Origin of the sequence: Streptomyces drozdowiczii, assembly GCF_026167665.1 — a bacterium.
Lineage (GTDB): Bacteria > Actinomycetota > Actinomycetes > Streptomycetales > Streptomycetaceae > Streptomyces > Streptomyces drozdowiczii_A.
In genome coordinates, this window is the sequence record NZ_CP098740.1 from 5,566,177 (window position 1) to 5,591,389 (window position 25,213).

General features: G+C 73.6%; 20 protein-coding genes and 3 pseudogenes. 14 read left to right on the forward strand and 9 right to left on the reverse strand.

Annotated elements, in window-relative coordinates:
• Positions 1 to 60: 60 nt before the first annotated feature.
• A pseudogene (der, locus tag NEH16_RS25325) lies at positions 61 to 1,529 on the forward strand (ribosome biogenesis GTPase Der).
• Positions 1,530 to 1,606: 77 nt separating this feature from the next.
• On the opposite strand, the gene NEH16_RS25330 reads toward der, so the two are convergent.
• Positions 1,607 to 1,933 (reverse strand): hypothetical protein, encoded by a 327-nt coding sequence (locus tag NEH16_RS25330; RefSeq protein ID WP_265545120.1) that lies wholly within the window; start codon positions 1,931 to 1,933, stop codon positions 1,607 to 1,609.
• Between the two features lie 152 nt (positions 1,934 to 2,085).
• Positions 2,086 to 2,868 carry a hypothetical protein gene (locus NEH16_RS25335; protein ID WP_265545122.1) on the reverse strand — a complete coding sequence of 261 codons (783 nt, stop codon included), beginning with the start codon at positions 2,866 to 2,868 and terminating at the stop codon, positions 2,086 to 2,088.
• A gap of 622 nt (positions 2,869 to 3,490) precedes the next feature.
• Between NEH16_RS25335 and NEH16_RS25340 the strand changes: the two genes are divergently transcribed.
• Positions 3,491 to 3,706 carry an I78 family peptidase inhibitor gene (locus NEH16_RS25340; protein ID WP_265545124.1) on the forward strand — a complete coding sequence of 72 codons (216 nt, stop codon included), beginning with the start codon at positions 3,491 to 3,493 and terminating at the stop codon, positions 3,704 to 3,706.
• 68 nt (positions 3,707 to 3,774) lie between these two features.
• Here NEH16_RS25340 and NEH16_RS25345 read toward each other — a convergent pair whose 3' ends face one another.
• On the reverse strand, positions 3,775 to 4,812 hold the full coding sequence (locus NEH16_RS25345; protein WP_265545125.1) for a phosphatase PAP2 family protein: 1,038 nt from the start codon (positions 4,810 to 4,812) through the stop codon (positions 3,775 to 3,777).
• A gap of 466 nt (positions 4,813 to 5,278) precedes the next feature.
• Between NEH16_RS25345 and NEH16_RS25350 the strand changes: the two genes are divergently transcribed.
• Positions 5,279 to 7,003, forward strand: coding sequence for an MFS transporter (locus NEH16_RS25350; RefSeq protein ID WP_265545126.1), 1,725 nt, complete (start codon positions 5,279 to 5,281; stop codon positions 7,001 to 7,003).
• A gap of 41 nt (positions 7,004 to 7,044) precedes the next feature.
• The gene (locus NEH16_RS25355) at positions 7,045 to 8,256 is read left to right on the forward strand and encodes an acyl-CoA dehydrogenase family protein (RefSeq protein WP_073968077.1); all 1,212 of its coding nucleotides are present in this window, start codon (positions 7,045 to 7,047) and stop codon (positions 8,254 to 8,256) included.
• Positions 8,257 to 8,271: 15 nt separating this feature from the next.
• Here NEH16_RS25355 and NEH16_RS25360 read toward each other — a convergent pair whose 3' ends face one another.
• The gene (locus tag NEH16_RS25360) at positions 8,272 to 8,715 is read right to left on the reverse strand and encodes a cell division protein SepF (protein ID WP_073968076.1); all 444 of its coding nucleotides are present in this window, start codon (positions 8,713 to 8,715) and stop codon (positions 8,272 to 8,274) included.
• Between the two features lie 365 nt (positions 8,716 to 9,080).
• On the opposite strand from NEH16_RS25360, the gene NEH16_RS25365 reads away from it, so the two are divergent.
• From NEH16_RS25365 to NEH16_RS25385, 5 genes are all read left to right on the forward strand, one after another.
• The gene (locus tag NEH16_RS25365; RefSeq protein ID WP_374215603.1) at positions 9,081 to 10,250 is read left to right on the forward strand and encodes a DUF5685 family protein; all 1,170 of its coding nucleotides are present in this window, start codon (positions 9,081 to 9,083) and stop codon (positions 10,248 to 10,250) included.
• A gap of 437 nt (positions 10,251 to 10,687) precedes the next feature.
• Positions 10,688 to 11,662, forward strand: coding sequence for an LLM class flavin-dependent oxidoreductase (locus tag NEH16_RS25370; RefSeq protein WP_265545130.1), 975 nt, complete (start codon positions 10,688 to 10,690; stop codon positions 11,660 to 11,662).
• Positions 11,659 to 12,582 carry an LLM class flavin-dependent oxidoreductase gene (locus tag NEH16_RS25375; protein WP_265545132.1) on the forward strand — a complete coding sequence of 308 codons (924 nt, stop codon included), beginning with the start codon at positions 11,659 to 11,661 and terminating at the stop codon, positions 12,580 to 12,582. The genes NEH16_RS25370 and NEH16_RS25375 overlap by 4 nt, the downstream gene beginning before the upstream one ends.
• A 5-nt stretch (positions 12,583 to 12,587) precedes the next feature.
• Positions 12,588 to 13,388 carry a DUF1684 domain-containing protein gene (locus NEH16_RS25380; protein WP_265545134.1) on the forward strand — a complete coding sequence of 267 codons (801 nt, stop codon included), beginning with the start codon at positions 12,588 to 12,590 and terminating at the stop codon, positions 13,386 to 13,388.
• A gap of 190 nt (positions 13,389 to 13,578) precedes the next feature.
• Positions 13,579 to 14,478: a S1 family peptidase gene (locus tag NEH16_RS25385; RefSeq protein WP_265545135.1), complete on the forward strand. Its 900-nt coding sequence runs from the start codon at positions 13,579 to 13,581 to the stop codon at positions 14,476 to 14,478.
• Between the two features lie 62 nt (positions 14,479 to 14,540).
• Here NEH16_RS25385 and NEH16_RS25390 read toward each other — a convergent pair whose 3' ends face one another.
• The 3 genes and pseudogenes from NEH16_RS25390 to NEH16_RS25400 form a co-directional block, all read right to left on the reverse strand.
• Positions 14,541 to 15,026 (reverse strand): phospholipase, encoded by a 486-nt coding sequence (locus tag NEH16_RS25390; RefSeq protein WP_073968070.1) that lies wholly within the window; start codon positions 15,024 to 15,026, stop codon positions 14,541 to 14,543.
• Between the two features lie 137 nt (positions 15,027 to 15,163).
• Positions 15,164 to 15,715 carry a hypothetical protein gene (locus NEH16_RS25395; protein ID WP_265545136.1) on the reverse strand — a complete coding sequence of 184 codons (552 nt, stop codon included), beginning with the start codon at positions 15,713 to 15,715 and terminating at the stop codon, positions 15,164 to 15,166.
• 11 nt (positions 15,716 to 15,726) lie between these two features.
• Positions 15,727 to 16,751: pseudogene (locus tag NEH16_RS25400) on the reverse strand (DUF3533 domain-containing protein).
• A 129-nt stretch (positions 16,752 to 16,880) separates the two neighbouring features.
• Between NEH16_RS25400 and NEH16_RS25405 the strand changes: the two are divergent.
• The 4 genes and pseudogenes from NEH16_RS25405 to NEH16_RS25420 form a co-directional block, all read left to right on the forward strand.
• On the forward strand, positions 16,881 to 20,405 hold the full coding sequence (locus NEH16_RS25405) for a DNA polymerase III subunit alpha (RefSeq protein WP_265545138.1): 3,525 nt from the start codon (positions 16,881 to 16,883) through the stop codon (positions 20,403 to 20,405).
• Positions 20,402 to 21,442 carry a DNA polymerase Y family protein gene (locus tag NEH16_RS25410; protein ID WP_265547382.1) on the forward strand — a complete coding sequence of 347 codons (1,041 nt, stop codon included), beginning with the start codon at positions 20,402 to 20,404 and terminating at the stop codon, positions 21,440 to 21,442. Before NEH16_RS25405 ends, NEH16_RS25410 begins: the two co-directional genes overlap by 4 nt.
• Positions 21,443 to 21,618: 176 nt before the next feature.
• Entirely contained in the window at positions 21,619 to 22,512 is an 894-nt protein-coding gene (locus NEH16_RS25415; RefSeq protein ID WP_265545139.1) for an esterase/lipase family protein, read from the forward strand.
• Between the two features lie 81 nt (positions 22,513 to 22,593).
• Positions 22,594 to 23,163: pseudogene (locus NEH16_RS25420) on the forward strand (class I SAM-dependent methyltransferase); the annotation flags it as partial.
• A 57-nt stretch (positions 23,164 to 23,220) separates the two neighbouring features.
• On the opposite strand, the gene NEH16_RS25425 reads toward NEH16_RS25420, so the two are convergent.
• Both NEH16_RS25425 and NEH16_RS25430 read right to left on the reverse strand, forming a co-directional pair.
• Positions 23,221 to 23,718: a DUF402 domain-containing protein gene (locus NEH16_RS25425; RefSeq protein ID WP_265545140.1), complete on the reverse strand. Its 498-nt coding sequence runs from the start codon at positions 23,716 to 23,718 to the stop codon at positions 23,221 to 23,223.
• Entirely contained in the window at positions 23,699 to 24,619 is a 921-nt protein-coding gene (locus tag NEH16_RS25430; protein WP_265545141.1) for a GNAT family N-acetyltransferase, read from the reverse strand. Before NEH16_RS25430 ends, NEH16_RS25425 begins: the two co-directional genes overlap by 20 nt.
• A gap of 70 nt (positions 24,620 to 24,689) precedes the next feature.
• Here NEH16_RS25430 and NEH16_RS25435 point away from each other — a divergent pair, with 70 nt between their 5' ends.
• Positions 24,690 to 25,064 (forward strand): GntR family transcriptional regulator, encoded by a 375-nt coding sequence (locus NEH16_RS25435; RefSeq protein WP_265545143.1) that lies wholly within the window; start codon positions 24,690 to 24,692, stop codon positions 25,062 to 25,064.
• Positions 25,065 to 25,213: the final 149 nt, after the last annotated feature.

Here is a 25,213-nt window from a genome sequence, read left to right on the forward strand (position 1 = left end):
TGAGTAGTGGACCGCGCGCTGCGTGGTCCATCGATGATGATGCAAAGAGGAACGGACTTCATGAACGACCAGATTCACTCCGGCGGCTCGGACCACGAGCACGGAGAGCTTGGCGATGCCGAGTACGCGGAGTTCATGGAGCTCGCCGCGCAGGAAGGCTTCGACCCCGAGGAGGTCGAGGGCGCGCTGGACGAGGCCGGTCACGGACCGCTCCCCGTCCTCGCCGTCGTCGGCCGCCCCAACGTCGGCAAGTCGACCCTGGTGAACCGGATCATCGGCCGCCGCGAGGCCGTCGTCCAGGACAAGCCGGGCGTCACCCGCGACCGCGTCACCTACGAGGCCGAGTGGGCCGGCCGCCGCTTCAAGGTCGTCGACACCGGCGGCTGGGAGCAGGACGTCCTCGGTCTGGACGCCTCCGTCGCCGCCCAGGCGGAGTACGCGATCGAGACGGCCGACGCGGTCGTCTTCGTGGTGGACTCCACCGTCGGCGCCACCGACACCGACGAGGCCGTCGTCAAGCTGCTGCGCCGGGCCGGCAAGCCCGTCGTGCTCTGCGCCAACAAGGTCGACGGGCAGAGCGGCGAGGCCGACGCCACGTCCCTGTGGTCGCTCGGCCTCGGCGAACCGCACCCGGTCTCCTCGCTGCACGGCCGCGGCACCGGCGACATGCTCGACGCCGTCCTGGAGGCCCTGCCCGAGGCCCCGCCGCAGTCCTTCGGCACGGCGGTCGGCGGCCCGCGCCGCATCGCGCTCATCGGCCGCCCGAACGTCGGCAAGTCCTCGCTGCTGAACAAGGTCGCCAACGAGGACCGCGTCGTCGTCAACGAGCTGGCGGGTACCACCCGTGACCCGGTCGACGAGCTGATCGAGCTGGGCGGCGTCACCTGGAAGTTCATCGACACGGCCGGCATCCGCCGCCGCGTCCACCTCCAGGAGGGCGCGGACTACTACGCCTCGCTGCGCACCGCCGCCGCCCTGGAGAAGGCCGAGGTCGCGGTCATCCTGATCGACTCCAGCGAGACGATCAGCGTCCAGGACCAGCGCATCGTGACCATGGCCGTGGAGGCGGGCCGCGCCGTCGTGCTCGCCTTCAACAAGTGGGACACGCTGGACGAGGAGCGCCGCTACTACCTGGAGCGCGAGATCGAGACCGAGCTCGCGCAGGTCGCCTGGGCCCCCGGGTCAACGTCTCGGCCCGCACCGGCCGCCACATGGAGAAGCTGGTCCCGGCGATCGAGACCGCGCTCGACGGCTGGGAGACCCGCGTCCCGACCGGCCGGCTCAACGCCTTCCTGGGCGAGATCGTCGCCGCCCACCCGCACCCGGTCCGGGGCGGCAAGCAGCCCCGCATCCTGTTCGGCACCCAGGCGGGCACCAAGCCGCCGCGCTTCGTCCTCTTCGCCTCCGGCTTCCTGGAGCACGGCTACCGGCGCTTCGTGGAGCGCCGCCTGCGCGAGGAGTTCGGCTTCGAGGGCACCCCGATCCACATCTCGGTCCGGGTCCGCGAGAAGCGGGGCCGCAAGAAGTAGCCCCTCGTACGAAGGCGTGCGCGACAGCCCCGGAGCGCTCGGTCACCGAGCGGTCCGGGGCTGCGTCGTGCGGGAGGTCAGGCGTCCCGTGAGCCGGGCGGCAGGGCCGCGGGCCTGGTGCGCCCCGCGTGGCGGCCCACCCGCTGCCAGCCGCCGAGGCTCCCGGAGCGGGTGCCCGTGGAGCGGTCGCCCGTCGCCGCCCCCGTACCGCCGGGCGAGGAGTGGCCCGAGTGGCCGCGCAGCGGGGCGCGTGAGCCGAAGAGGCCGAGGGCCTGGAGGCCCAGACTCTCCTCGCCGGTCCGGTCACCCGGCAACGCCCGGAACGAGCGGCGGTACTCGGAGTACAGCGCGTCGTAGATCGGGGTGTGGGACGGGCCGCCCGAGGGGTCCTGCGCGGGACGCATGGCAGGGATCGGGCTCGGACGCTGGTGGGAGGGGTCGTATGAGTGCACGTAGGTGCCAACGACCTCGGCGGCCGTCGGATGCGGGCCCGCCGGGGAAACACCCGTCGGGCAGACAACTGTTCGCCGCCGGCGCTCCGGATGCGCGGTCACGGTCAGGTCCCGGCCAGCGGCATGGCGGCGGCGACCAGCAGCCCGGCGGCCGACGCCTTCTCCAGCGCGTCGCGCAGCAGGTCCTCGCGGGGCTGCTGGCCGATGGAGCCCGCCGGGGCGGCGTAGACCAGCACGGTCTGCGACTTGTTGGCGGCGGTCCGCCAGCCCTCGGTGACCTGGAGCGGCGCGTGCGCCTGCCACCAGGCGACCGGGGTGCCGCCCCCCGTACCGGGCTGGAGCACGGCGTGCAGCTGGCCCATGGCGAGCAGGATCGACCAGCCGTGCAGCACCTCCGGCACCTGCTCCATGCGGTGGACCGGCTGGAAGCCCTGCTCCAGGAGGAGCTGGAGGAACTGGTCGCCGTCCCGGCCGTCCGTCCCGGGGCGGGCGATCGCGCCGGTCGGCTCGACGACCAGGGCCGGGTGCAGCTCGTCGTCGATCAGGACGAGGCCGCTGGTGATGCCGAGGACGGCCTGCTCGGGGACGATCCGCTCCGGCTCCCCCTGCTCGCCGCCGGTGATGCTGCGGACGGCGCCCTGAAGCTGCTCCTCGGCGACCTGGACCACCTGCGAGGGGATGCAGCTGGCGTGCGCGAAGGCGAGCACGGCGGTCTCGTCGCCGACGAACAGCACCGTGCTGGTGCGCTCCTGCTCGGAGTCGCCGGGGGTGCGGCAGGAGGTGCAGTCGTAACTGCCGGGGGCGTTGTCGCCGACGAGCAGCCGGTCGGCTTCGGCGTCGCCGATCTCGGCGCGTACGTCCTCGCTGACGTCGAGCATGCGCGGCACGGGTGGCTCCTCGAACTCGGTACGTGCGCCGGGCGGTTCCCGGCTCAGAGATGACAACGGGCGAGCCGTGGCCGGGGTCACGCGGGAAGCCGTACGTAATAGGGCCCGGGCGCGCCGCGAGGGTGCGGGACCGTCCGACAAAGGGGGAGGAAACCGCCCGCCGTGGACGGGTGTGGAGGGGCGGGCGCGGGGTAGACGCGCGATGGGGACGGCCCTCCGCCCGCGCGTCGGAATGCGCGGAACCGGGTTGTCCGCTATACGGTCCGCCCGCCACGGGAGGGCCCGTCCGATGGTATGCCTGTCGGTCCCGGGGATAAGGGTGCGATAAGGGAGGGTGAATTACCGGCGCAGCCCGCCTTTGCGGAACGTTTTCCCGCCGGGAATTCCACCTCGCCCCGGGACGGAAATCCTCGTCGTTTTCCCGTCGTTCCGAAGATCGTTCACCGGCCTGTGCGATTACTGTGCGTCCGGTCGTGAATCGCACGTTCGGGTGAAGGGGGTCCCGGGGAACAGGTGTCGGGATCCTGTGACACAAGTGTGACCGGTGAGGGACATGAGGATGCCGTGTGCCCGCGCGCGGCCCCGCTACCGCCTCCGTACCCGGGCGCCTACGGTGAGAGGTATGGCACCCATACCGACTCCTCCCGCCCAGCCCGACGACTCCACCGGCGCGTATGTGGGGCTCTCCGCGGAGACCGCCGAGCAGCGGGCCCGGGAGCGCGGCTGGTCCACCGTACGGGCCCTCGCGCCGGGCACGGTCATCACCATGGAGTTCCAGGCCGGCCGGATCAACTTCGAGGTCGACGGCGGCGTCGTCAGGCGCTGCTGGACCGGCTGAGACCGCCCCGCGTACGTGTGAGGGGCCCCGACCGAACGCGGTCGGGGCCCCTCACACGTACGCGGGGATCAGCCGCCGGCGACCGGCCGGGCCGGAGCCGTGCCCCCGCGCGGCGCGCGGTCCGCGTGCGGCGGGCGCCGGCTGCCGGCCGGCGTCACCGGGGACCGCTCGGAGCGCACCGCGTGGGCCGTGGCCGGAGCGGGATGGGGGCGCGGGCGGCCGTTCGCGGCCGGTGGGCGCCCGGCCTGGCCGCGCGCCGGGCCCTGCGCCGCCGGCTCCTCCGCGGGCGGCTGTACGGCGGGCTGTGCGGCCGGCTGCACGGCCGGCACGGGCGCCGGGGCGTCGTCGGCGGGCACCGGGGCCGCGGGACGGCTGCCGGGGGCGCCGAGCCGGGCACGGGCGGCGAAGATCCAGTCCTCGGCGCGGGTGATCAGCGGCTCCACCCAGGGCAGGCCGAGCAGGATCAGCAGGCCCGCGGCCCAGCCGAGGAGCACATCGCTCAGCCAGTGCGTACCGAGGTAGACCGTCGTCAGGCCGACGCCGAGCGAGACGATCGCGGACATGGCCGACAGATAGCGCCTGGCCCTCGGGGTGGCGGCCAGGTAGGCGAGGATTCCCCAGGTCACGACGGCGTTGGCGGTGTGGCCGGAGGGAAATATATCGCCGCCGGCGAAGAGCTCGGCCGATCCGATCCTGGTCGCGTAGTGCGGGCCGAGCCGGCCGAGGCCGATCTTGACCGCGCCCACCGTCAGGTTGAGCAGCAGCAGCGAGGCGCCGAGCGTCAGCAGCGGACGCAGGGTGTGCTGCCGCCAGGAGCGCCAGCCGAGCCAGCAGGCGACCATGACCGCGGTGGGCCCGCGCTGGCCGAGGACCACGTAGTAGTCGAGGGCGGCGTGGATTTCGGGCCACTGCTGGTAGGGCCGGAAGAGCATGACCTTCCAGTCCAGGGCCACCAGCCAGGACGACATGAGCACGGCAACGACGATGGCCAGATAGAACGCCAACGTCCCGCCGAAGAGAGCGATGCGGTGACGGCTCATCCGCGGTGTCTCTATCTTCGGCGGTTCCGGCTCCCGGTCCAGCCGGGCGAAGATGTCGGTACGCACCCAATCGACGTTACAGCGAGTGAGTGGGCGCGCCTGTCGATCCGGGCGCTTTGTGATGACGATGTGATGTGGAGTATGTCTCAGCCACCGGGGTTTTTCAGGGTGCCTGAATAACTCCCCTATTCTTTTCGACCCGTTATGCGATACCTGTTCGACAAGTAATTCGCTGGCGCCTGCGAAGAATTCCGGGGAGCTCGAAGTGTGTTTGTCCACGGTGCGGCGGAGCGGAACGGAGGGTGGCAGTCCGGTTACCGTACGGCTTCGGGCGGGCCCTCGGACGGTGGTGCCGGGCGGCGTGCGCAGTGGCGTACGCCACACTCCGCCGGGCCGGACGGTATGAGATGGGCCACGCGTGGCCCAGCCGAACTCGCGTACGCTGACGGATCACTCGCCCGTCGATGCCGGGCCCGGACCACCGAGTCCCGTGGGCCCGCCGAGAGCGAGGGACCATCTGGGAGGTAGATGCATGACCGGGACGCCCACCGCCCGAATCCGCCTGCGCGCAGCCGCCGACGGTGCCAATCGCTGGGTCGTCCTCGTCGTCCTCTGCCTCAGCCTGCTGCTCGTCGCGCTCGACGCGACCGTGCTGCACGTGGCCGTCCCCGCCGTCACCGAGGACCTGCGGCCCAGCGCCGCCGGACTGCTGTGGATCGTGGACGCCTACCCGCTCGTCTGCGCCTCGCTGCTGATCCTCTTCGGCACCCTCGGCGACCGGGTCGGACGCCGGCGCGTCCTGCTGCTCGGTTACGCCCTCTTCGGCGCCGCCTCGGCCGTCGCCGCCCTGGCCGACAGCGCGGGCGTGCTCATCGCGGCGCGGGCCCTGCTCGGCGTCGGCGGGGCGATGATCATGCCCGCCACCCTCTCGATCCTGCGCCAGGTCTTCCCCGACCGGCGCGAACGGGCCGTGGCGATCGGCGTCTGGTCCGCCGTGGCCGCCGTCGGCGCCGCCACCGGACCCGTCATCGGCGGTTTCCTCGTCGAGCACTTCTGGTGGGGCTCGGTCTTCCTGATCAACATCCCGCTGATGGCCCTGATCCTCCCGGTCGGCCGGCTGCTGCTCCCTGAGTCCCGGGGCAACGACGACGGACCCTGGGACGTGCTCGGCGCGCTGATGGCCGCCGCCGGGGTGCTCGGCGTGGTCCTCGGCGTGAAGCGGGCCGGCACCGGCGAGGGCCTGGCCGGCCCGGCGACCCTGGTGCCGCTGCTGCTCGGGGCCGTCCTGCTCACCGCCTTCGTGCGCCGCCAGAAACGGCGCGCCCACCCGCTGATCGACATCGGCATGTTCACCCGGCCCGCCTTCTCGACCGCCGTCGGCTGCATCGTCCTGGCCATGCTCGCCCTGGTCGGCCTGGAGCTCGTCGCCGTCCAGTACCTCCAGCTCGTCCTGGGCCTCAGCCCCCTGGAGACCGGCCTCAGGCTGCTGCCGCTCACCTTCGCCGCGATGGCCGCGGGCGCCACCGGCTCCCACACGCTGCGCCGGTTCGGGCCGCGCCGGATGGTCGGCTGGGGCTTCGTCCTGACGGCCGCCTCGGTGCTGACGCTGACCGTGATGGGCCGCGACGACCGGCCCGTCCTGCTGGCCGCCGCCTTCGTGGCCCTCGGTTTCGGCCTCCAGTCCACGCTGTTCGGTGCGTACGAATCGATGCTCAGCGAGGCCCCCGCCGACCGGGCGGGCGGGGCGGCGGCGATCGGGGAGACCTCCTACCAGCTGGGCGCCGGCATGGGGATAGCGCTCCTCGGCAGCGTGATGAACGCCGCCTATACGCCCGGCCTCGCGGGGCTGCACGCCGACGGCGTCCCCGCGTCCGCAGCAGCCGGAGCCGCCCGCTCGCTCGGCGAGGCGTACCAGCAGGCCGCGCACCTGGGCGGACCGCTCGGCGCCGTCCTGCGCACCACGGCCCGGGACGCCTTCATCGCCGGGCTGCATGTGACGCTGCTGGTCAGCGCGGGGCTCCTGCTGCTCGGGGCGCTCGCCGCGCTGCGGCTGCCCCGGGCGATGGAGTGCGCCCCGAAGCTCTGCGAACCCCGGGACCCGGCGGAGCGCCCGGCCGACGCGCCGCCGCGCGAGGCCGTGGACCGGCCGGCCGCGCAGCCCCGGGTGCCCGCGCGCCGTCGGCCGGGCGGGGCGGGCTCCGGACACCCTGGACGTCCGGCACACCGGGTCGTAACGTCGGCACGGCACCGTAACTAACGCTGCTAGTTTTCGAGCACACCCGCCGGAGGCACACCCTCATGTCCACCGCCCCCACCTCGAAGCTCCCGCCCTTCGACCCCCGCGACCCGATCGGCGTCGACGATCTGCTGGGCCCCGAGGACCTCGCGATCCGCGACACCGTCCGGACCTGGGCCGCCGACCGCGTCCTGCCCCACATCGCCGAGTGGTACGAGAACGGCGAGCTGCCCGGCATCCGCGAGCTGGCCCGTGAGCTGGGTGCCCTCGGCGCGCTCGGCATGTCGCTCCAGGGCTACGGCTGCGCCGGCGCGACGGCCGTCCAGTACGGGCTGGCCTGCCTGGAGCTGGAGGCGGCCGACTCCGGCATCCGCTCGCTCGTCTCCGTACAGGGCTCACTCGCCATGTACGCGATCCACCGCTACGGCTCCGAGGAGCAGAAGCAGCGGTGGCTGCCGGGCATGGCGGCGGGCGAGACCATCGGCTGCTTCGGCCTCACCGAGCCCGACCACGGATCGGACCCGGCCGCCATGCGCACGTACGCCAAGCGCGACGGCGAGGACTGGGTGCTCAGCGGCCGCAAGATGTGGATCACCAACGGCTCGGTCGCCGGGGTCGCGGTCGTCTGGGCGCAGACCGACGAGGGCCCGGCCGGTACCGGCATCCGGGGCTTCGTCGTCCCGACCGACGCGCCGGGCTTCTCCGCGCCCGAGATCCGGCACAAATGGTCGCTGCGCGCCTCGGTCACCAGCGAACTGGTCCTGGACGAGGTGCGGCTGCCCGCCGACGCCGTCCTGCCCGGGGTCACCGGGCTGCGCGGACCGCTCAGCTGTCTCAGCCACGCCCGCTACGGCATCGTCTGGGGCGCCATGGGCGCGGCCCGGTCCAGCTTCGAGGCGGCCGTCGACTACGCGCGCACCCGGGAGCAGTTCGGGAAGCCGATCGGCGGCTTCCAGCTCACCCAGGCCAAGCTGGCCGACATGGCCGTCGAGCTGCACAAGGGCATCCTGCTCGCCCACCACCTCGGGCAGCGGATGGACGCCGGGCGGCTGCGCCCGGAGCAGGTCAGTTTCGGGAAGCTGAACAACGTGCGGGAGGCCATCGAGATCTGCCGCACCTCGCGCACGATCCTCGGCGCCAACGGGATCTCGCTGGAGTACCCGGTGATGCGGCACGCGACCAATCTGGAGTCGGTCCTCACCTACGAGGGGACCGTGGAGATGCACCAGCTGGTCCTGGGGAAGGCGCTCACCGGCCTGGACGCGTTCCGATGAGCGCCCGGAGGGCGGTCAGCTCTGGTTGAAGAAGCCGTCGGCCGGCCGGCCGACGGCTTCGCCGTTCATCACCTGGGTGTCGGCGGGGGTCAGCAGGAAGACGCGGGTGGCGACGCGGTCGATCGACCCGCGCAGTCCGAAGATCAGGCCCGCGGCGAAGTCCACCACGCGCTTGGCGTCGGCGGAGTCCATGGACGTGAGGTTCATGATCACCGGGACGCCGTCCCGGAACAGCTCGCCGATGGCGCGGGCGTCCCGGAAGCTGTCCGGGGTCACGGTGGCGATCCGGCGGCCCGTCTCCTCGGCGGTCTCGGAGGCCACCCGCACCCGGGGATCGGTCACCCACGCCTGACCGGTACCGGTCCGTGCACCCTCGGCGTACTCGTCGTCGTCGTAGTACCGCTCGTCGTTGTCCTCTACGAGGCCCAGCCAGGCACTCGCCTTGCGCACCGATCCCATGGACGCCTCCTCTCACCGCGGTTCCTTGGTGTTCCGCATCTCTTTCGTATCCCTATGGTCGTCCATGATGCGGATCGTGCGCCAAGGGGATAGGCGGCGCGCAGGGCATTCGTGACGGTACTGGTGCAGAGGATGTGGCGATTCGTCAGGCTTCGTACGGGTAAGGGGGCCTGAAGAAAGAAAATATGAAGTCCGGGCCGTACGGGTGACATGGGGGACGTACGGGTGAACGGGCCGCTCGGTACGATGCCGTCGCATCCGCGCCCGAGCGCGGCACACACGCGAACGAAAACCGGGGGACGGCCGTGTTCGGAATAGTCAGGCCCTGTACGCATCGCCTCTCCGAGAGGCTCAAGACCGAGTGGATGGCCCATCTCTGCGGGCTCTGCCTCGCGCTCCGCTCCGACCACGGGCAGTTCGCCCGGGTCGTGACCAATTACGACGGCCTGATCGTCTCGGTCCTGACGGAGGCTCAGGCCGAGCGCACCCCCGCCCAGCGCCGCACCGCCGGGCCGTGCCCCCTGCGCTCCATGCGCACCGCGCCCGTCGCGCGCGGCGAGGGCGCCCGGCTGGCCGCCGCCGTCTCGCTGGTGCTCGCCTCGGCGAAGGTGCGGGACCACGTCGCCGACCGGGACGGCCTGTTGGCGCGCCGCCCGGTCGCCGCGGCGGCCCGCAAGGTCGCGGCGAGCTGGGACCGGGCCGGGGCCCGCACCGGCGCCCGGCTCGGCTTCGACACCGCGGTCCTGGTCGACGCCGTCGACCGGCAGACCGGCATCGAACTCCTCGCCGGACCCGGCACCCCGCTGCTGACGGTCACCGAGCCCACCGAGACCGCCACCGCCGCGGCCTTCGCGCACACCGCGATCCTCGCGGGCCGGCCGGAGAACGCCGAACCGCTCGCCGAGGCAGGACGCCTCTTCGGACGCCTCGCGCACCTGCTGGACGCCGTGGAGGACCAGGAGGCCGACGCCGCCTCGGGCGCCTGGAACCCGCTCACCGCGACCGGCACCTCGCGCGCCGAGGCCCGGCGGCTGGCCGACGACGCGCTGAAGGGCGTACGGCTGGCGCTGGCGGACGCGGAGTTCACCGACGGCCGGCTCGCCCATGTGCTGCTGACCCACGAACTGCGGCGCTCGGTGGACCGGGCCTTCGCCACGGACGTCTGCTCCCACCGGTCCGGCGGGCCGCTGACCGTATCCGGCGCACCGTCAGGAACGGTGCCCACGGGCTCCTTCGGGCCGCCGCCGGGCAATCCGTACGCGCCCACGGGGCCGGGCGGGCCCTCCGGGCCCCGGCCGCCCGAGCCGCCGCGCGACCGGCGCGGGCTCGTCATGGGCTGCCTGGTGTGGGCCGGGCTCGCCTGCACCTGCCAGATGTGCTGCGGCACCTTCGAGGACCCCTGGTCGCGTCAGCGGCGGGAGGGGCTGTGCAGCCAGTGCGACTGCGGGGACTGCTGTGACGGTTGCGACGCGTGCAGCAACTGCTGCGACTGTTGCAGCTGCTGCGACGGCTGTGACTGCGGGTGCGACTGCTGAGGCGGTGTCACCTGTACGCGCTCACGCGTACGTCCCGCTCCGCGGCAGGGCGGAGCGGGACGGAGCGAGGGGAGGGTGTGCTGCCGAACCGGACGTGCGAGGGCGCGCCTGGACAAGGGTGGGGCGGGCGCGGAGAGCAGGGCGTCGGCTCAACAGGAACAGGACCACACGCGACCGAAGTCGATGTGGGAGCGCTTGACCAGCCACTGCTGCGATTGCATGGCCCCAGTGGAACAGTCGTCCGATGTCCCGTCAACTGCCTTGAGACGTACAGCTCACAGTGTGGACAGGCTTGACAGCCCGCCCCCGGCACCGCTTGTCTCGGGGGAGGACCGGGCTGAGGGGCCCCGTCCGCCGTGCTTCACGCTGCTGCGATTCCGCGTTTTCGCGCCGAGGGCGCGCCCCGTGTTCGATCACCGTATCCACGGAGCCTCCGCATGCCCCCGCGCACATCCGCACCCCGTCCCGCCCTCCGGCCCCTCCACCTGGCCGCCGAGATCGGCGGCCCGCCCCGGTACGACGCCGCCCACCACACCGGCCTCGCCCGGCTCGCGGAGGGCGGCGCGCTCGACTTCGTCACCCTCGGCGACTCCTTCGCCAGACCGGGGCCCGACGCGCTCGCCGTCCTCGCCCGGGTGGCCCCCGCCACCCGCCGCATCGGCCTCGTGCCGACGGTCACCGCCACCCACACCGAGCCCTCCCGCCTCTCGTCCGCCGTGGCCACCCTGGACTGGGTCAGCCGGGGCCGGGCGGGCTGGCGGGTCGGCGTGTCCGCGACGGAGGCCGAGGCCCGGCTCTTCGGCCGCCGCCCCGCCGCGTCCGCCGAGGACCTGTGGGACGGGGCCGGGGAGTGTGCCGAGGTCTGCGCCCGGAGCTGGGACCACTGGGAACCGCCCCAGGGCCACCCCGTCGTCGTCATCGACGGCACGCCGGAACCGGCCAGGGCCGCCGCCGCCCGCCACGCCGACGTCGTCCTCGTACGGGCCGCCACCCCCGAGCGGACCGCCGCGATCCGCGACGACGTGCGCCGCCGCGCAGCCGCGCACGGCCGGGACCCCGACGCGCTGCTGGTGTTCGCCGCGCTCACCGTCGACCTCGGCGACGCCGAGACGGCACCGGAACCGGGGCTGGCCGACGAGCCGCCACCGGCCGACCGGGGGACCTACTACCGGGGCGGCCCGGTCGACCTGGCCGCGCTGATCACCCGGTGGTACCGGGCCGGCGCGGTCGACGGCTTCCACCTCACCCCGATCACCCCCGGGCGCGACCTCGAACGGATCGTCAACGGCACGGTGGCCCTGCTCCAGCACCGCAGCCTGTTCCGGACGTTCTACCCGGGCGGCACCCTGCGCGAGCACCTGGGCCTGGCCCGGCCCGCCCGCCGGTACGCACGGGCCGGAGCGGGCGTATGACGGCCGCGCCGCCCCGGCGGATGCACCTCGCCGCGTACGTCCCCGGCGCCGGCGAGCGGGCCGGGTTCGCCTGGTACGAACGGCTCGCGCGGACGGCGGAGCGGGGGCTGTTCGACTTCCTCCTCGTCGCGGAGGGGGACGCCCACGGCCCCGACGCGCTCACCGTGCTGGCCGCCCTCGCCGCCGGCACCGACCGGCTCGGCCTCGCCGCGAGCACCGCCTCCGGGGAGCCCTGCGAACCGGCCCGCCGCCTCGCCACCCTCGACCACCTCAGCGCCGGCCGGGCCGCCTGGCACGCGCACCCCCCGGCCGGCGGGCACCCGCGCGCCGCCGAGTTCGCCGCCGCCGCCCGTGCGCTCTGGGACTCCTGGACGCCCGACGGCAGCCCGCGCCCCGTCTCCCATCGCGGGCGGTACTTCGCGGTGGAGGGGGAGTTCACCGTGGAGCGCTGTCCGCAGGGGCATCCCGTCACCGTCCTGGCGGGCGACTCCCCGGAGGACCGGGAACTCGCCGCGTCCACCGCCGACGTCGTCCTCGTCCCGCACACCACGTTCGACGAGGCCCGCGCCCGCTACGCGGAGGTGAAGGGGCGGCTCGCGGCCCACGGCCGGGCGCACGACGAGCTGAAGGTCCTGCTCCGCGTCGCCCTCGTACTCGGCGACAACGACGACAACGACATCAACGACGCGCGGGAACCGTTCACCGGCGGCCCGGACGCCCTCGCCGCGCTGCTCACCGAGTACGTGGCCGAGGACGCCGCCGACGGCTTCGTCCTCGTCGCGCACGGCCCCGGCGGCCTCGACGACTTCGTGGACCGGGTCGTTCCGCTCCTCCAGGACCGGGGGGCGTTCCGCCGTACGTACAACGGCTCGACGCTGCGGTCGCATCTCGGGATCGCCGCACCGGTATGGAAGGGTTGACCACCATGAGCACGCACGCACAGCAGCAGGCAGCGCGGGAGTGGGAGCGCTGGCACGAGGAGCGGACCGCCACGGTCTCGGCGCCGTACGGTCCGCTCTCCCTCACCGGGACCCACTGGCTCGCGGACTACCCGGAGGGGCGAATTCCGGCCGTCCCGGGCCGGTGGCGCGAGGAGGGCGGCGCCCTGGTGCTCGACGCGGCCCCGGAGGACGGGCTGACCGTCGACGGGAAGCCCTTCGCGGGGGAGGTCCGGCTCGGTGCCGACCGGGGGCCGGTCGACGCGTCCCGGGCCGCGCACGAGGGACGAAGGCTCGTCGTGCTCAGCCGCGAGGGCCTGTGGGCGGTCCGGGTCTTCGACCCCGAATCGCCCGCGCGGCGCGCCTTCCGGGCGATCGAGGCGACCCCGTACGAGCCGCGCTGGGCGGTGCCGGGCACCTTCCGGCCGTACCCGGACGCGCGCACCGTCCGGGTCGAGAACGCCGACGGTGTCGAACGCGGGCTCGGGCTCGCCGGGGAGATCGCCTTCGAGCTGGACGGGGCCGGGCACACGCTCCAGGTCGCCGTCGAGCCGGACGGTTCGCTCTGGGCCGTCTTCGCCGACGCCACCAGCGGAAACAGCAGTTACCGCTTCCGGTTCCTGCGGCCCGCCGCACCGGACGCCGAGGGTGCGGTGACCGTCGACTTCAACCGCGCGCTGCTGCCGCCGTGCGCCTTCGCCGACCACTTCATCTGCCCCTTCCCGCCGCCGGGCAACACCCTTCCGGTGGCCGTGGCGGCGGGGGAGCGGCAGCGGGCCGACGGCTGAGTTCTTTCGCGGGCTCAGGCCAAAAGGCACCCTTGCGCGCGAAGTTGACGCCTTGAATACTCCCGAGCAGCGCTTGTCAGGGGCACGGCGTATCCGGAATGCGGACGGATCGCCGTGTGCCCTGACTGCGCCTCACGGGCCCGACCACCCCACAGGCGGGCCCCCGATATTCCCCTCGGGAGGAATGACAGTGAGGATCAAGCGCACCACCCCCCTCAGCGGTACCGCCAGACGCACTCGGGCCGTCGCCATCGCGGCGGGCCTGGTGGCCGTAGGCGCCCTGGCCGCCCCCACCGCCCAGGCGAACTCCACCGGAACGTACAGCGCCAACCAGCTCGCCGCCGCCAGTGACGCCGTGCTCGGTGCCGACATCGCGGGCACCGCGTGGAGCGTCGACCAGAAGACCGGGAAGGTCGTGGTCACGGTCGACAGCACGGTCTCCGCGGCGGAGATCAAGCAGATCAAGGACTCCGCGGGCGGCAACGCGGGCGCCCTGCGCATCGAGCACACCCCGGGCAAGTTCAACAAGCTGATCGCCGGCGGTGACGCGATCTACGCCCCCGGCTGGCGCTGTTCCCTCGGGTTCAACGTCCACAGCGGCAGCACGTACTACTTCCTGACCGCCGGCCACTGCACCGACGGCAACCCGCCCTGGTACACCAACTCCTCGAACAGCACCTACATAGGCCCGACGGTCGGCTCCAGCTTCCCGACCAACGACTACGGAATCGTGCGCTACGACAACACCTCGCTCGCCCACCCGGGCAAGGTCGGCAGCGTCACCATCACCGGCGCGGCCAACGCCACGGTCGGCATGTCGGTGACCCGCCGGGGCTCCACGACCGGCATCCACAGCGGCACCGTCACCGGGCTCAACGCCACGGTCAACTACGGCAACGGTGACGTCGTCTACGGCATGATCAAGACCAACGTGTGCGCCGAGGGCGGCGACTCGGGCGGTCCGCTCTACTCCGGCAGCAAGGCCATCGGCCTGACCTCCGGCGGCAGCGGCAACTGCAGCTCCGGCGGTACGACGTTCTTCCAGCCGGTCACCGAGGCGCTGAGCGCGTACGGCGTCACCCTGAACTGACGCCCGGTCCCGTACGGACACATGGCCCCCGGTCCGCCGGGGGCCATGTGCGTGCGAGGGGATCAGCCTCTGCCCGCGCCCGCCCCGGCCGGTGCCACGCCGAAGATGTCCACCGCGTGGTAGTACGTCCAGGCCGTGGCGTCGCACGAGGTCCGCTTGGCGCCGGAGTAGGCGGCGCACACGCGCTTGAGGTCCGCGTAGAGCGCGTTGTCGAGCCGGGCCTTGTTGGCGGAGAAGGTGCCGGCGGCCTTGTAGTTCCGGTACCCGAAGTCATGGCGGGCGCAGGCCGTCTGGAACGGGAAGCCGAAGGGGTTGTCGGGCGAGGTACTGCAGTAGTCCGTCGACCAGTCGAAGCCGTACGCGGACCAGGCGCCCTTGTTGTTGCGGGCGGAGTTCCACGCGTTGTAGCTGGACGCGCTCGTCTGCGTCCAGGAACTGAGGACCTGGGGCTTGTCCGCGGGGGCCGCCGAGGCGGAGGCGGTGGGCAGCAGGGTGAGCGGGAGCGAGAGGCCGAGGGCGGCGAGCAGGGTGGCGACGCGACGGCGCATGGGCAACCTCCGTGGGGTGAGGGGCGGTTGGTGCGAACGCGCGGATGCGCGAGATCGCACCAGGATGCCGCCATGCACCTGTCACGCCTAGGGGCGTGCGGTGGCTGTCCGGTGTCGTGCGCCGTACCGGGTACGCATCAGCGGGCGCGCCGCCGCCCCAGCAGGCGGGCCTGCTCCTTCTTCAGTTCGGCGAATCCCCGCCGCGCGTACACGGCTATCTCCTGACTGGGGAACGGTACGACCGAGAGGTGCTGTTCATGATTGCCCCGCGACCACCGGGCGGCCGTGATCTCGTAACCCGAGACATGGGCGCACAGCTGGAGCAGGAGGGGCGGCATCACCGGCTCGCTCAGGAGGTCGGCGTGGGCGAGGACGAGATCGCGCATGGCCCGGATGTTCGGGAGGAAGACGCTCGTGACCCACAGCCGCCACTCGGCGAGTTCCTCCTCGGTGGGTGGCGTCTCGTGGACGAAGGGGGATCTGCCGTCGGGGCGGGCGTTGTGCTCCAGGAACGCGGCGAAGATGCGGCTGTTGGCCTCGGTGAGGGCCAACAGGGGGCCGTAGAAGTCGCCGAGCTGGCGGTTCACCCGGGCGAGGCGTTCCTGGCGCTGCGAGAGGCGCAGCCCGTTGAGATAGGTGAGGGCATAGCCGGCGAACGCGAGCCCGACGGTGACGGCCAGTGTGATCATGGGCGCCGATGCTAACCGGGGGACGCCTCCGCCGTCGCCGGTCGGTTCGGCTTTTTGCGCATCGCCGTCAGCAGCGTGCCGGCCGTGCCCGCCACCGCCCAGGCGGACAGGACCAGCAGGGGGCCGGTCACCGCGTTGCCGTGGAAGTACGCGATCGAGCGGGCCGTCCAGGTCGAGGCGCCCGGGGCAGGGCGGGGCCGATCGCGCGCCAGAAGTCCGGGAGCATCGGGAGCGGGAAGGCGCCGCCCGCGCTCGGGTTGCCCGCGATGACCACGAGCAGGACGGCCAGGCCGATGCCGACGATGCCGGTCAGCCCCTCCAGGGCGAGGGTGATCATGCCGACCGCGAAGACGGTCAGCGCGCCCAGGCCCGACAGCCCCCAGAAGCTGCCGGGCAGCGCGTCGAGGATCGGGCCGATGACGAGCGCGCCGCCGATGCCGCCCGCGATCGCGTACAGCGCCATGACCCCGGTCCGGATCAGCGCGCGCTGCCGGTTGGCGGGGCGGGTGCCCGCGCTGATCGCCAGGATCGAGGCGCACAGATAGCCGCCGACGCACCAGCCCACCGCCAGGTAGAACGCGGACAGCCCGTCGAAGTCCTGGCGCGAGGCCGGGGCCACGTCGACGGCGCGCACGGTGCGCCGCTCGGCCGCCTCCGCCTCCTTGACGATCTTCGTGAGCGAGGTGGCCAGGACGGTGCCCCCGCCGGAGGCGACCAGCACGGTGTCCCTCGCGCCCCGGGGGTCCACGATCAGGGCGCCGTCGAGCTCGCGGTCGAGGATCTGCCGACGGGCGGTCGCCTCGTCGGAGACCGTACGCGGGTCGAGCGGGCCGCCGGGGAGGCCGTCCAGCTGGGCGACGAGCCGGGCGGACGCCTGCTGGGGCGCGACGACGCCGAAGGGGACGTCCGTCGGCTTCGGGTGGTGCAGCGCTCCGATGTAGGACGCGATGAACAGCAGCTGGAGCGCCAGCACCCCGATGACGAGCAGAGCGGCTCGGGGTGTGACGGCGTTCCGCACCTCGTCGGCGAAAGTCATGCCCCCACGCTCCGGGCTGCCCCTCGCGCGCGCAGTCGGGGCGCGGCCGAACGGCGGAAGCGGAGGGCTGCCTGACCGGGGGAGATCGGGCGGACGCCGAGTATCGTACGAGTGTTCGAAACTTGGTTTATGGTGGAGAGCGAGGGGGTGGCCAGCGCGTACGAATCGGTTCAGGAGGTGCAGGTGCCAGGGTTCACGCATCTGCATACCGCCTCCGGGTTCTCCCTGCGGTACGGGGCCTCGCACCCGGAGCGGCTGGCGGAGCGCGCCGCCGAGCGCGGCCTGGACGCCCTCGCGCTGACCGACCGGGACACCCTGGCCGGGGCGGTCCGGTTCGCCCGGGCCTGCGAGCGGGAAGGGGTGCGCCCGCTGTTCGGGGCGGACCTCGCGGTGGGGCCGTCGGGGGAGGGCGGGCCCGTCCGGCGCCCCCGCACCCCCGCCCGTGGGGGTGTCTTTGTCGATGAATCGGCACCCCGGGTCACCTTCCTCGCCCGCGACGGCGCCCTGGGCTGGGCCGAGCTGTGCCGGCTGGTCACCGCCGCCCACGCCGCCGTCCCCGAGGGCGGCCGGCCCCTGCTCGACCGGACCGCCCTGCCCGCCGAAGGGCTCACCGTGCTGCTCGGCCCCGCCTCCGACGTGGGCCGGGCCCTGTCGGCGGGCCGCCCCGACCTGGCCGCCGCCCTCCTCGCCCCCTGGCGCGAGCTGTACGGCGACGGCCTGCGCCTCGAAGCCGTCCACCACGGGCGGACCGGCACCGGGCCCGGTTCGCTGCGGCTCGCCGCCCGTACCGTCGGCCTCGCCGCCGAGCAGGGCGTACGGGCCGTCCTGACCAACGCCGTCCGGTACGCCGACCCGGGACAGGGCCCGGTCGCCGACGTGCTCGACGCCGCCCGCCGCCTCGTCCCCGTCGACCCGCGCCGCGCCCCGCTCGACAGCGGTGAGCGCTGGCTCAAGGACGCCCGCGCGATGGCGGAGACCGCCGAGCGGGTCACCTCCGCCGCCGGGCTCGGCGCCGGTGCCGGGGCGCGGCTGCTCGCGGAGACCCGGGACACCGCCGAGGCGTGCGTGGTGGACCCCGGGGGCGACATCGGACTCGGCTCCGTCCACTTCCCCGAACCCGGCCTCGTCGGCGCGGGCCGGCGCACCGCCCAGCGGGTGCTGGCCTCCCGCGCCGCCGCCGGCATGGTCCTGCGCGGCTACGACCGCAGGCCGGAGTACTGGGACCGGATGCACCACGAGCTGGACATCATCGCCCACCACGGCTTCGCCTCGTACTTCCTGACGGTCGCCCAGGTGGTGGACGACGTACGCGCGATGAAGGTGCGGGTGGCCGCCCGGGGCTCCGGGGCCGGTTCGCTGGTCAACCACCTCCTCGGCATCGCCCACGCCGACCCGGTCGAGCACGGGCTGCTGATGGAGCGCTTCCTGTCCAAGCGCCGCTTCGTGCTGCCCGACATCGACATCGACGTGGAGTCGGCCCGCCGCCTCGACGTCTACCGCGCGATCATCGACCGCTTCGGCGCCGAGCGGGTCGCCACCGTCGCCATGCCCGAGACCTACCGGGTGCGCCACGCCATCCGCGACGTCGGCGCCGCGCTCTCCATGAACCCGGCCGAGACCGACCGGCTCGCCAAGGCGTTCCCGCACATCCGGGCCCGCGACGCCCGCGCGGCCATGGAGGAACTGCCCGAGCTGCGCGAGGTCGCGAAGACCAAGGAGGCGTACGGGAGGCTGTGGGAGCTGGTGGAGGCGCTGGACGCACTGCCGCGCGGCGTCGCCATGCACCCGTGCGGGGTCCTCCTCTCGGACGCCTCGCTGCTGCGCCGCACCCCCGTCATGCCCACCAGCGGCGAGGGCTTCCCGATGTCCCAGTTCGACAAGGAGGACGTGGAGCACCTCGGGCTGCTCAAGCTGGACGTGCTGGGCGTGCGGATGCAGTCGGCGATGGCGCACGCGGTCGCCGAGGTGAAGCGGGCCTCGGGGCGCGAGGTGGACCTGGACGCCGTGGAGCCGGGCGACCCGCGCACGTACCAGCTGATCAGGACGGCCGAGACGCTGGGCTGCTTCCAGATCGAGTCGCCCGGCCAGCGCGACCTGGTCGGCAGGCTCCAGCCGGAGAACTTCCACGATCTGGTGGTCGACATCTCGCTGTTCCGGCCGGGTCCGGTCTCCGCCGACATGGTCCGCCCGTTCATCGAGGCCCGGCACGGCCGCGCGCCGGTCCGCTATCCGCACCCCGACCTGGAGGCCCCGCTGCGCGAGACGTACGGCGTGGTGGTCTTCCACGAGCAGATCATCCAGATGGTCGACATCATGACCGGCTGCGGCCGCGACGAGGCCGACCGGGTCAGGCGCGGGCTCTCCCACCCCGAGTCCCAGCCCCTGATCAGGGTCTGGTTCGCCCAGCACGCGGCGGCGCGCAAGTACGACGCGGAGGTCATCGCGCGCGCCTGGGAGATCATCGAGGCGTTCGGCAGCTACGGCTTCTGCAAGGCGCACGCGGTGGCCTTCGCCGTGCCCACGTACCAGTCGGCCTGGCTGAAGGCGCACCACCCGGCGGCCTTCTACGCCGGGCTGCTCACCCACGACCCCGGGATGTACCCGAAGCGGCTGCTGCTCGCCGACGCCCGGCGGCGCGGGGTGCCCGTGCTGCCGTTGGACGTGAACCGGTCGGCGGCCGCCCATCGAATCGAACTGGTGTCTGACGAGGGGGAGAGGGCGGAGCGCTGGGGGCTGCGGCTCGCGCTCTCCGACGTGCACGGCATCAGTGAGGCCGAGGTCGCCCGGATCGAGGCCGGTCAGCCCTACAGCTCCCTGCTGGACTTCTGGCAGCGGGCCCGGCCGGGAAAGCCGGCCGCCGAACGGCTGGCCCAGGTCGGCGCGCTCGACGCGTTCGGGGCCAACCGGCGCGACCTGCTGCTGCACCTGTCCGAGCTGCACCGCGCCCAGCGCGGCGCGGGCTCCGGCGCGCAGCTCCCGCTCGGCGGCGGGCACCGCACCGCGTCCGTCGGGCTGCCCGACCTCAACGAGGCGGAACGGCTCAGCGCCGAGCTGGGCGTGCTGAGCATGGACGTCTCGCGCCATCTGATGAGCGATCACCACGCCTTTCTGAAGGAGCTGGGGGCGGTCTCGGCCAAGCGGCTGCGGGAGGCGCGGCACGGGGAGACCGTGCTGGTCGCGGGCGCCAAGGCGGCGACCCAGACCCCGCCCATCCGCTCCGGCCGCCGGGTCGTCTTCACCACCCTGGACGACGGTACGGGCCTGGTCGACCTGGCCTTCTTCGACGACAGCCACGCCGCCTGCGCGCACACCGTCTTCCACTCCTGGCTGCTCCTTGTGCGCGGGGTGGTGCAGCGGCGCGGGGCGCGCAGTCTGAGCGTGGTCGGCGCGGCGGCCTGGAACCTGGCGGAGCTGGCCGAGCTGCGGCGCACCGGCGGACTCGACGCGGTCGCGGAGCGGCTGGCGCGGGTGCCGGAGCCGGAAGCGGAGGCCGGGGATCCGCCGTCGGACGAGTCTCCGGCCGGTGACGGCGGGCGGCGCATCCGGATGCCCACCGGTTACGAGATGAACCCCTGGGCCGACCTCAAGCCGCCCGGAGAAGGACTGCCCACCGGAAGGAAGCTGTGGCACCAGAGCCCGGGGAGCGCGGGATGACCGGGGCGGCCGGGTCGGCCGGGGCCTCCGAGGCGGCCGGAGCCTCCGGGGCGGACATTCTCTGCCTGCGGTTCCGGCGGGTCGGCGGCGGGCTCCCGGACGCCGCCGGGTACGCGGGGCTGCTCGCCCTGCTCGGCTCGTTCACCCCGGTCGTGGAGGCGGCCCCGCCGGACGGGGCGCTCGCCGATGTGCGCGGCGCGCTGCGCTACTTCGGGCGCGACGTGCGGGGCCTGGCCTCGGTGATCCGGGTCCGCGCGCTGGCCCTGCACGGGGTGGACTGCGCGATCGGGGCCGCCCCGAACCCGATGCTGGCCCGGATGGCGCTGCGGCAGGCCGCGCCCGGGACGACCTTCGTGGTGCCCGCCGACGGGGTGGCCGCCTTCCTCGCGGACCGGCCGGCCGCCGCGCTGGACGGCGTCGGGGCGGCGACGGCCCGGACGCTGTGCGGGTACGGGCTCGACTCCGTCGGCCGGATCGCGGCGGCCCCGCTCGGCACCCTGCAACGGATCACCGGGACGCGGACCGGGCGCGACCTGTGGGAGCGGGCGCACGGCATCGACCGCACCGCCGTCCGGCCGAACGCCGCCGCCCGCTCGGTCGCCGCCGAGCGCACCTTCCCGCGCGACGAGCTGGACCGGGAGCGGCAGCGCCGCGCGCTCCTGTCGCTCACCGAGGAGCTGGGGGCGCGGATGCGCGGCGAGGGGCAGGTGTGCCGCGCGCTCGCGGTCTCCGTGCGCTACGCCGACCGCACCGGCTACTCGACGCTGACCCGGAGCCGTACGCTCCGCGAGCCCACCGCCCACTCCGCGGAGCTCACCGCGCTCGCGTACCGCATCCACGACTCGTTCGGGCTGCAACGGGCCCGGGTGCGGGGGATCGGGCTGCGCGCGGAGGGGCTGGGCGAGGCCGAACGGGCGGCCCGGCAGCTGAGCTTCGACCCGGTGGACGAGCGGGCCCGGCGGATCGAGGCGGTCGCGGACCGGCTGCGGGAGCGGTTCGGCCCCCGGGCCGTGATGCCGGGGCGGCTGGCGGCCTGAGCGCGGGCCCGCCCCCGCCGCGTGGCCCGCGCACTTTTTACCGACGCGTAACTTCCCAGCGAACCCTACTCATGCGTAATTTGGCATGAGCACGCAGAACATCAGCGGAAACTTGTGGTCCGGGCCGCAGGGTGCACAGACATCGCAACTCCCTTGAGCCGCAAGGAGACCCCACGATGCTGCCCTGGACCCGTGCGTCGCGTTCCCCACGCGCTCGCCGGACGCTCGCCGCCCTGCTCCTCGCCGTCGCAGCGGTCGCCACCCCCGCCGCGACCGCGGCGGCAGCCCCCGCCGCCGCGACGGCCGCCACTTCGCGCGGCTGGAACGACTACTCCTGCAAGCCCTCCGCCGCCCACCCCCGCCCGGTCGTCCTGGTCCACGGGACCTTCGGGAACTCCGTCGACAACTGGCTCGTCCTCGCCCCCTACCTGGTCAACCGGGGCTACTGCGTCTACTCGCTGGACTACGGCCAGCTGCCCGGTGTGCCGGTCTTCAACGGGCTCGGCCCGATCGACAAGTCGGCAGGCCAGCTCGCGACCTTCGTCGACAAGGTGCTCGCCTCCACCGGCGCCGCCAAGGCGGACATCGTGGGCCACTCGCAGGGCGGCATGATGCCGAACTACTACCTGAAGTTCCTCGGCGGGGCGGCCAAGGTGAACGCCATGATCGGGCTCGCGCCCGACAACCACGGCACCACGCTGCTCGGCCTGACCAAGCTCCTGCCGTACTTCCCCGGCGTCGGTGACCTGCTCAACGCCGGTACGCCCGGACTCGCCGACCAGGTGGCCGGATCGCCCTTCATCAAGAAGCTCAACTCCGTGCCCGACACCGTGCCCGGAGTCCACTACACCGTGATCGCGACCCGGTACGACGAGGTGGTGACCCCGTACCGGACCCAGTTCCTGGACGGGCCGGACGTGCGCAACGTCCTGCTCCAGGACCTGTGCCCGGTCGACCTCTCCGAGCACGTCGCCATCGGGACCGTCGACCGGATCGCCTACCACGAGGTGGCGAACGCCCTGGACCCGTCGCACGCCACCCGGACCGACTGCGGCTCGGTCATCGGCTAGAGCCCCTTGCGCCCCCGTTCCGGTGAGGTCCCTCCTCGCCGGGACGGGGGCGTTGTCAGTGGCGGCTGGCAGGATCGGATCATGATGACGAATGACTGGGACTCCCTCGCCGCCACCTTCGACCAGGAGGCCGACCACGGGCTGCTCGACCCGGTGGTCCGCGACGCCTGGGCCCGGCGGCTGGAGAGCTGGCTGCCCGCAGGCCCGGCCGATGTGCTCGACCTCGGCTGCGGTACGGGGAGCCTGGCGCTGCTCGCGGCCGGGCAGGGCCATCGGCTCACCGGCGTGGACAGTTCGCCGCGCATGGTGGAGCGGGCCCGCGCCAAGCTCGCCGGGACGGGCGCCGAGGTGCTGGTGGGGGACGCGGCCCGGCCGCCCGTGGGCGACCGGGGGTTCGACGTGGTCCTCGCCCGGCATGTGGTGTGGCTGCTGGCCGACCCGGCTGCCGTCCTGCGCCACTGGGCGGGGCTCCTGCGCCCCGGCGGCAGGCTGGTCCTGGTCGAGGGCGTGTGGAACGGGACCGGAATCCCCGCCGAACGCCTCACCGCGCTGCTCGCCCCGCTCACCGAGCGCGTCCACCACGAACGGCTCTCCGGCGACCGCGATCTGTGGGGCAAGGACGTGGACGACGAGCGGTACGCGCTGGTCGCCCCCGTGCGCGGGACGGGCGGTGGTGCCGCCGGTGAGTGAGGGGTGAGGGCGGACCGCTCAGCTCAGCAGCGGGGCGAGCCCGTCCGCCGAGCGGGCCAGGCGGTCCAGCTCGTCCAGGGCCGCCAGCGCGGCCTTCGCCGCGTCCGGGTCGCGTGCGGTCAGGCCGCTCGCGGCGAACTCGTCCTCGTCCAGGCGCAGGATCTCCGAGCGGTCGGCCGACACCCACAGGTCGAGGTCCAGGTCCTCCACGACCAGTTCGCCGTCCCGGAGCACGGCCGGGCGGGTCACGTCGCAGTACCAGCCCTTGAGTTCGCCCGTGCCGGTGCGGACCTCCTTCACCGCGAACCAGGCGTCCCGCCAGTAGTGCTCGGTGAAGACGTCACCCGGCTCGAAGCGGACGAAGCCGAAGTCCCGGACGCCGGGGGCGGCCCAGGGGGCCCGCACGGTCACCCGGGTGCCGTCGTCGGCGACCAGGGCCGCCGGATACCTGATCTTGGTCTTCCCGGCCTTGACCAGGACGACGGTCACACCGGCGTCAGCCGAGCCTGCGGGCATGGCGTACCTCCGTGGCACAGATCTCGTAGCCGAACCAGCGGTTGACCGCCAGCATCGGACCGTTCCCGGCGTCGTTGCCGGTGTAGGCGTCGGTGTACCCGGCGGCGCGCGCCCGGTGCAGCGAGTCGTTCTTCGCGAGCTTGGCGAGGCCGCGGCCCCGGTGCGCCCGCCGGGTGCCCGTCATCCCGGAGCCGTAGCGGCTCACCCCGTCGGTCCGGGCGGCGCTGAAGGCCGCCACCTCGCCGCCGGCCAGTACGACCGAGGTGAGGTGGCGGTCGAGACCGGGGTCGTGCCAGGTCTCCGCGAGCCATTCCGCGTAGTCGTCGAGCCGGGCCGGTGTGTCGCTGGGCTCGTCCGCCGTGGCCTCGGCGTCCGCCTCGAAGAGCGGGCGCGGATCGTCGGCGAAGTCGGCCCCCGTACGCAGCTCGATCCCGGCGGGCAGCTCCTGACGGGGCGGCAGCGAGCCTTTCGCCAGGTCCAGATGGAGGAAGTGGGCCGACCGGCGCGGTGTGTAGCCGTGCTTCGCGGCGAACGCCCGGTTGCCGGGCGTGTCCAGGACCCAGGTGTGCACCGAGGCCGCCCCGGCCAGGGCCAGATACTCCTCGGCGGTCCGCAGCAGCAGGGTGCCCGCGCCCCGGCCGGTGCGCTCCGGGTGGGTGTACGGATTGCAGAACCCCTGCCCCGGCTCCGGGCTCTCATGGGCCAGGCCCACCTGCGCCGTCCCGATGATCTCGCCGTCCTCCTCGGCGACCAGCATCCGGTACCGCCGCCCCGCCGGGGCCCCGGTGAGCTCGGCCACGGTCTGCTCCGGTGTGGTGATCATGTACGGCAGGGCGGCGCGCCGTACCCGCACCCACCCCTCGGCGTCGTCGGGCCGGAAGTCGCGTACGAGGACAGTCATGCGCCGGACGCTATCCACGCCCCGGACCCGAACGCCTCCCATTTTCCGCCGACGGGGGGACAATCGGCCCGTGACCCTGAAGATCGCTGTGGACCCGGACTCCGGCATCGCCCCGTACGAGCAGCTGCGCACCCAGATCTCCGAACAGGCCCGCTCCGGCGTGCTGCCGGTCGGCTACCGGCTCCCGACGGTACGCGGCTTCGCCGAGGAGCTGGGCCTCGCCGCCAACACGGTCGCCAAGGCGTACCGGGCGCTGGAGGCGGACGGCGTCATCGAGACCCGCGGCCGCAACGGCACGTTCGTCGCCGCCGCCGGAGACACCGCCGACCGCGGCGCCGCCGCCGCGGCCCGCGCGTACGCGGAACAGACCCGCCGCCTCGGCCTCTCCGGCGCCCGCGCCCTGGAACTCGCCGAGGACGCGGTGCGCGCGGTCTTCTCCGACTGACAGCCAGGCGGTCACTGGGTGACGGCCCGTCACCACGCCTTCGGTAAAAGCTCATCGGTTTGACTTGGCATGAACACTTCCGGAATGGCCGTCCGCGCTGCTACCACTGAGTAGGCAGAGATCCTGCCGGTCGGTCCAAGGGAGATTCC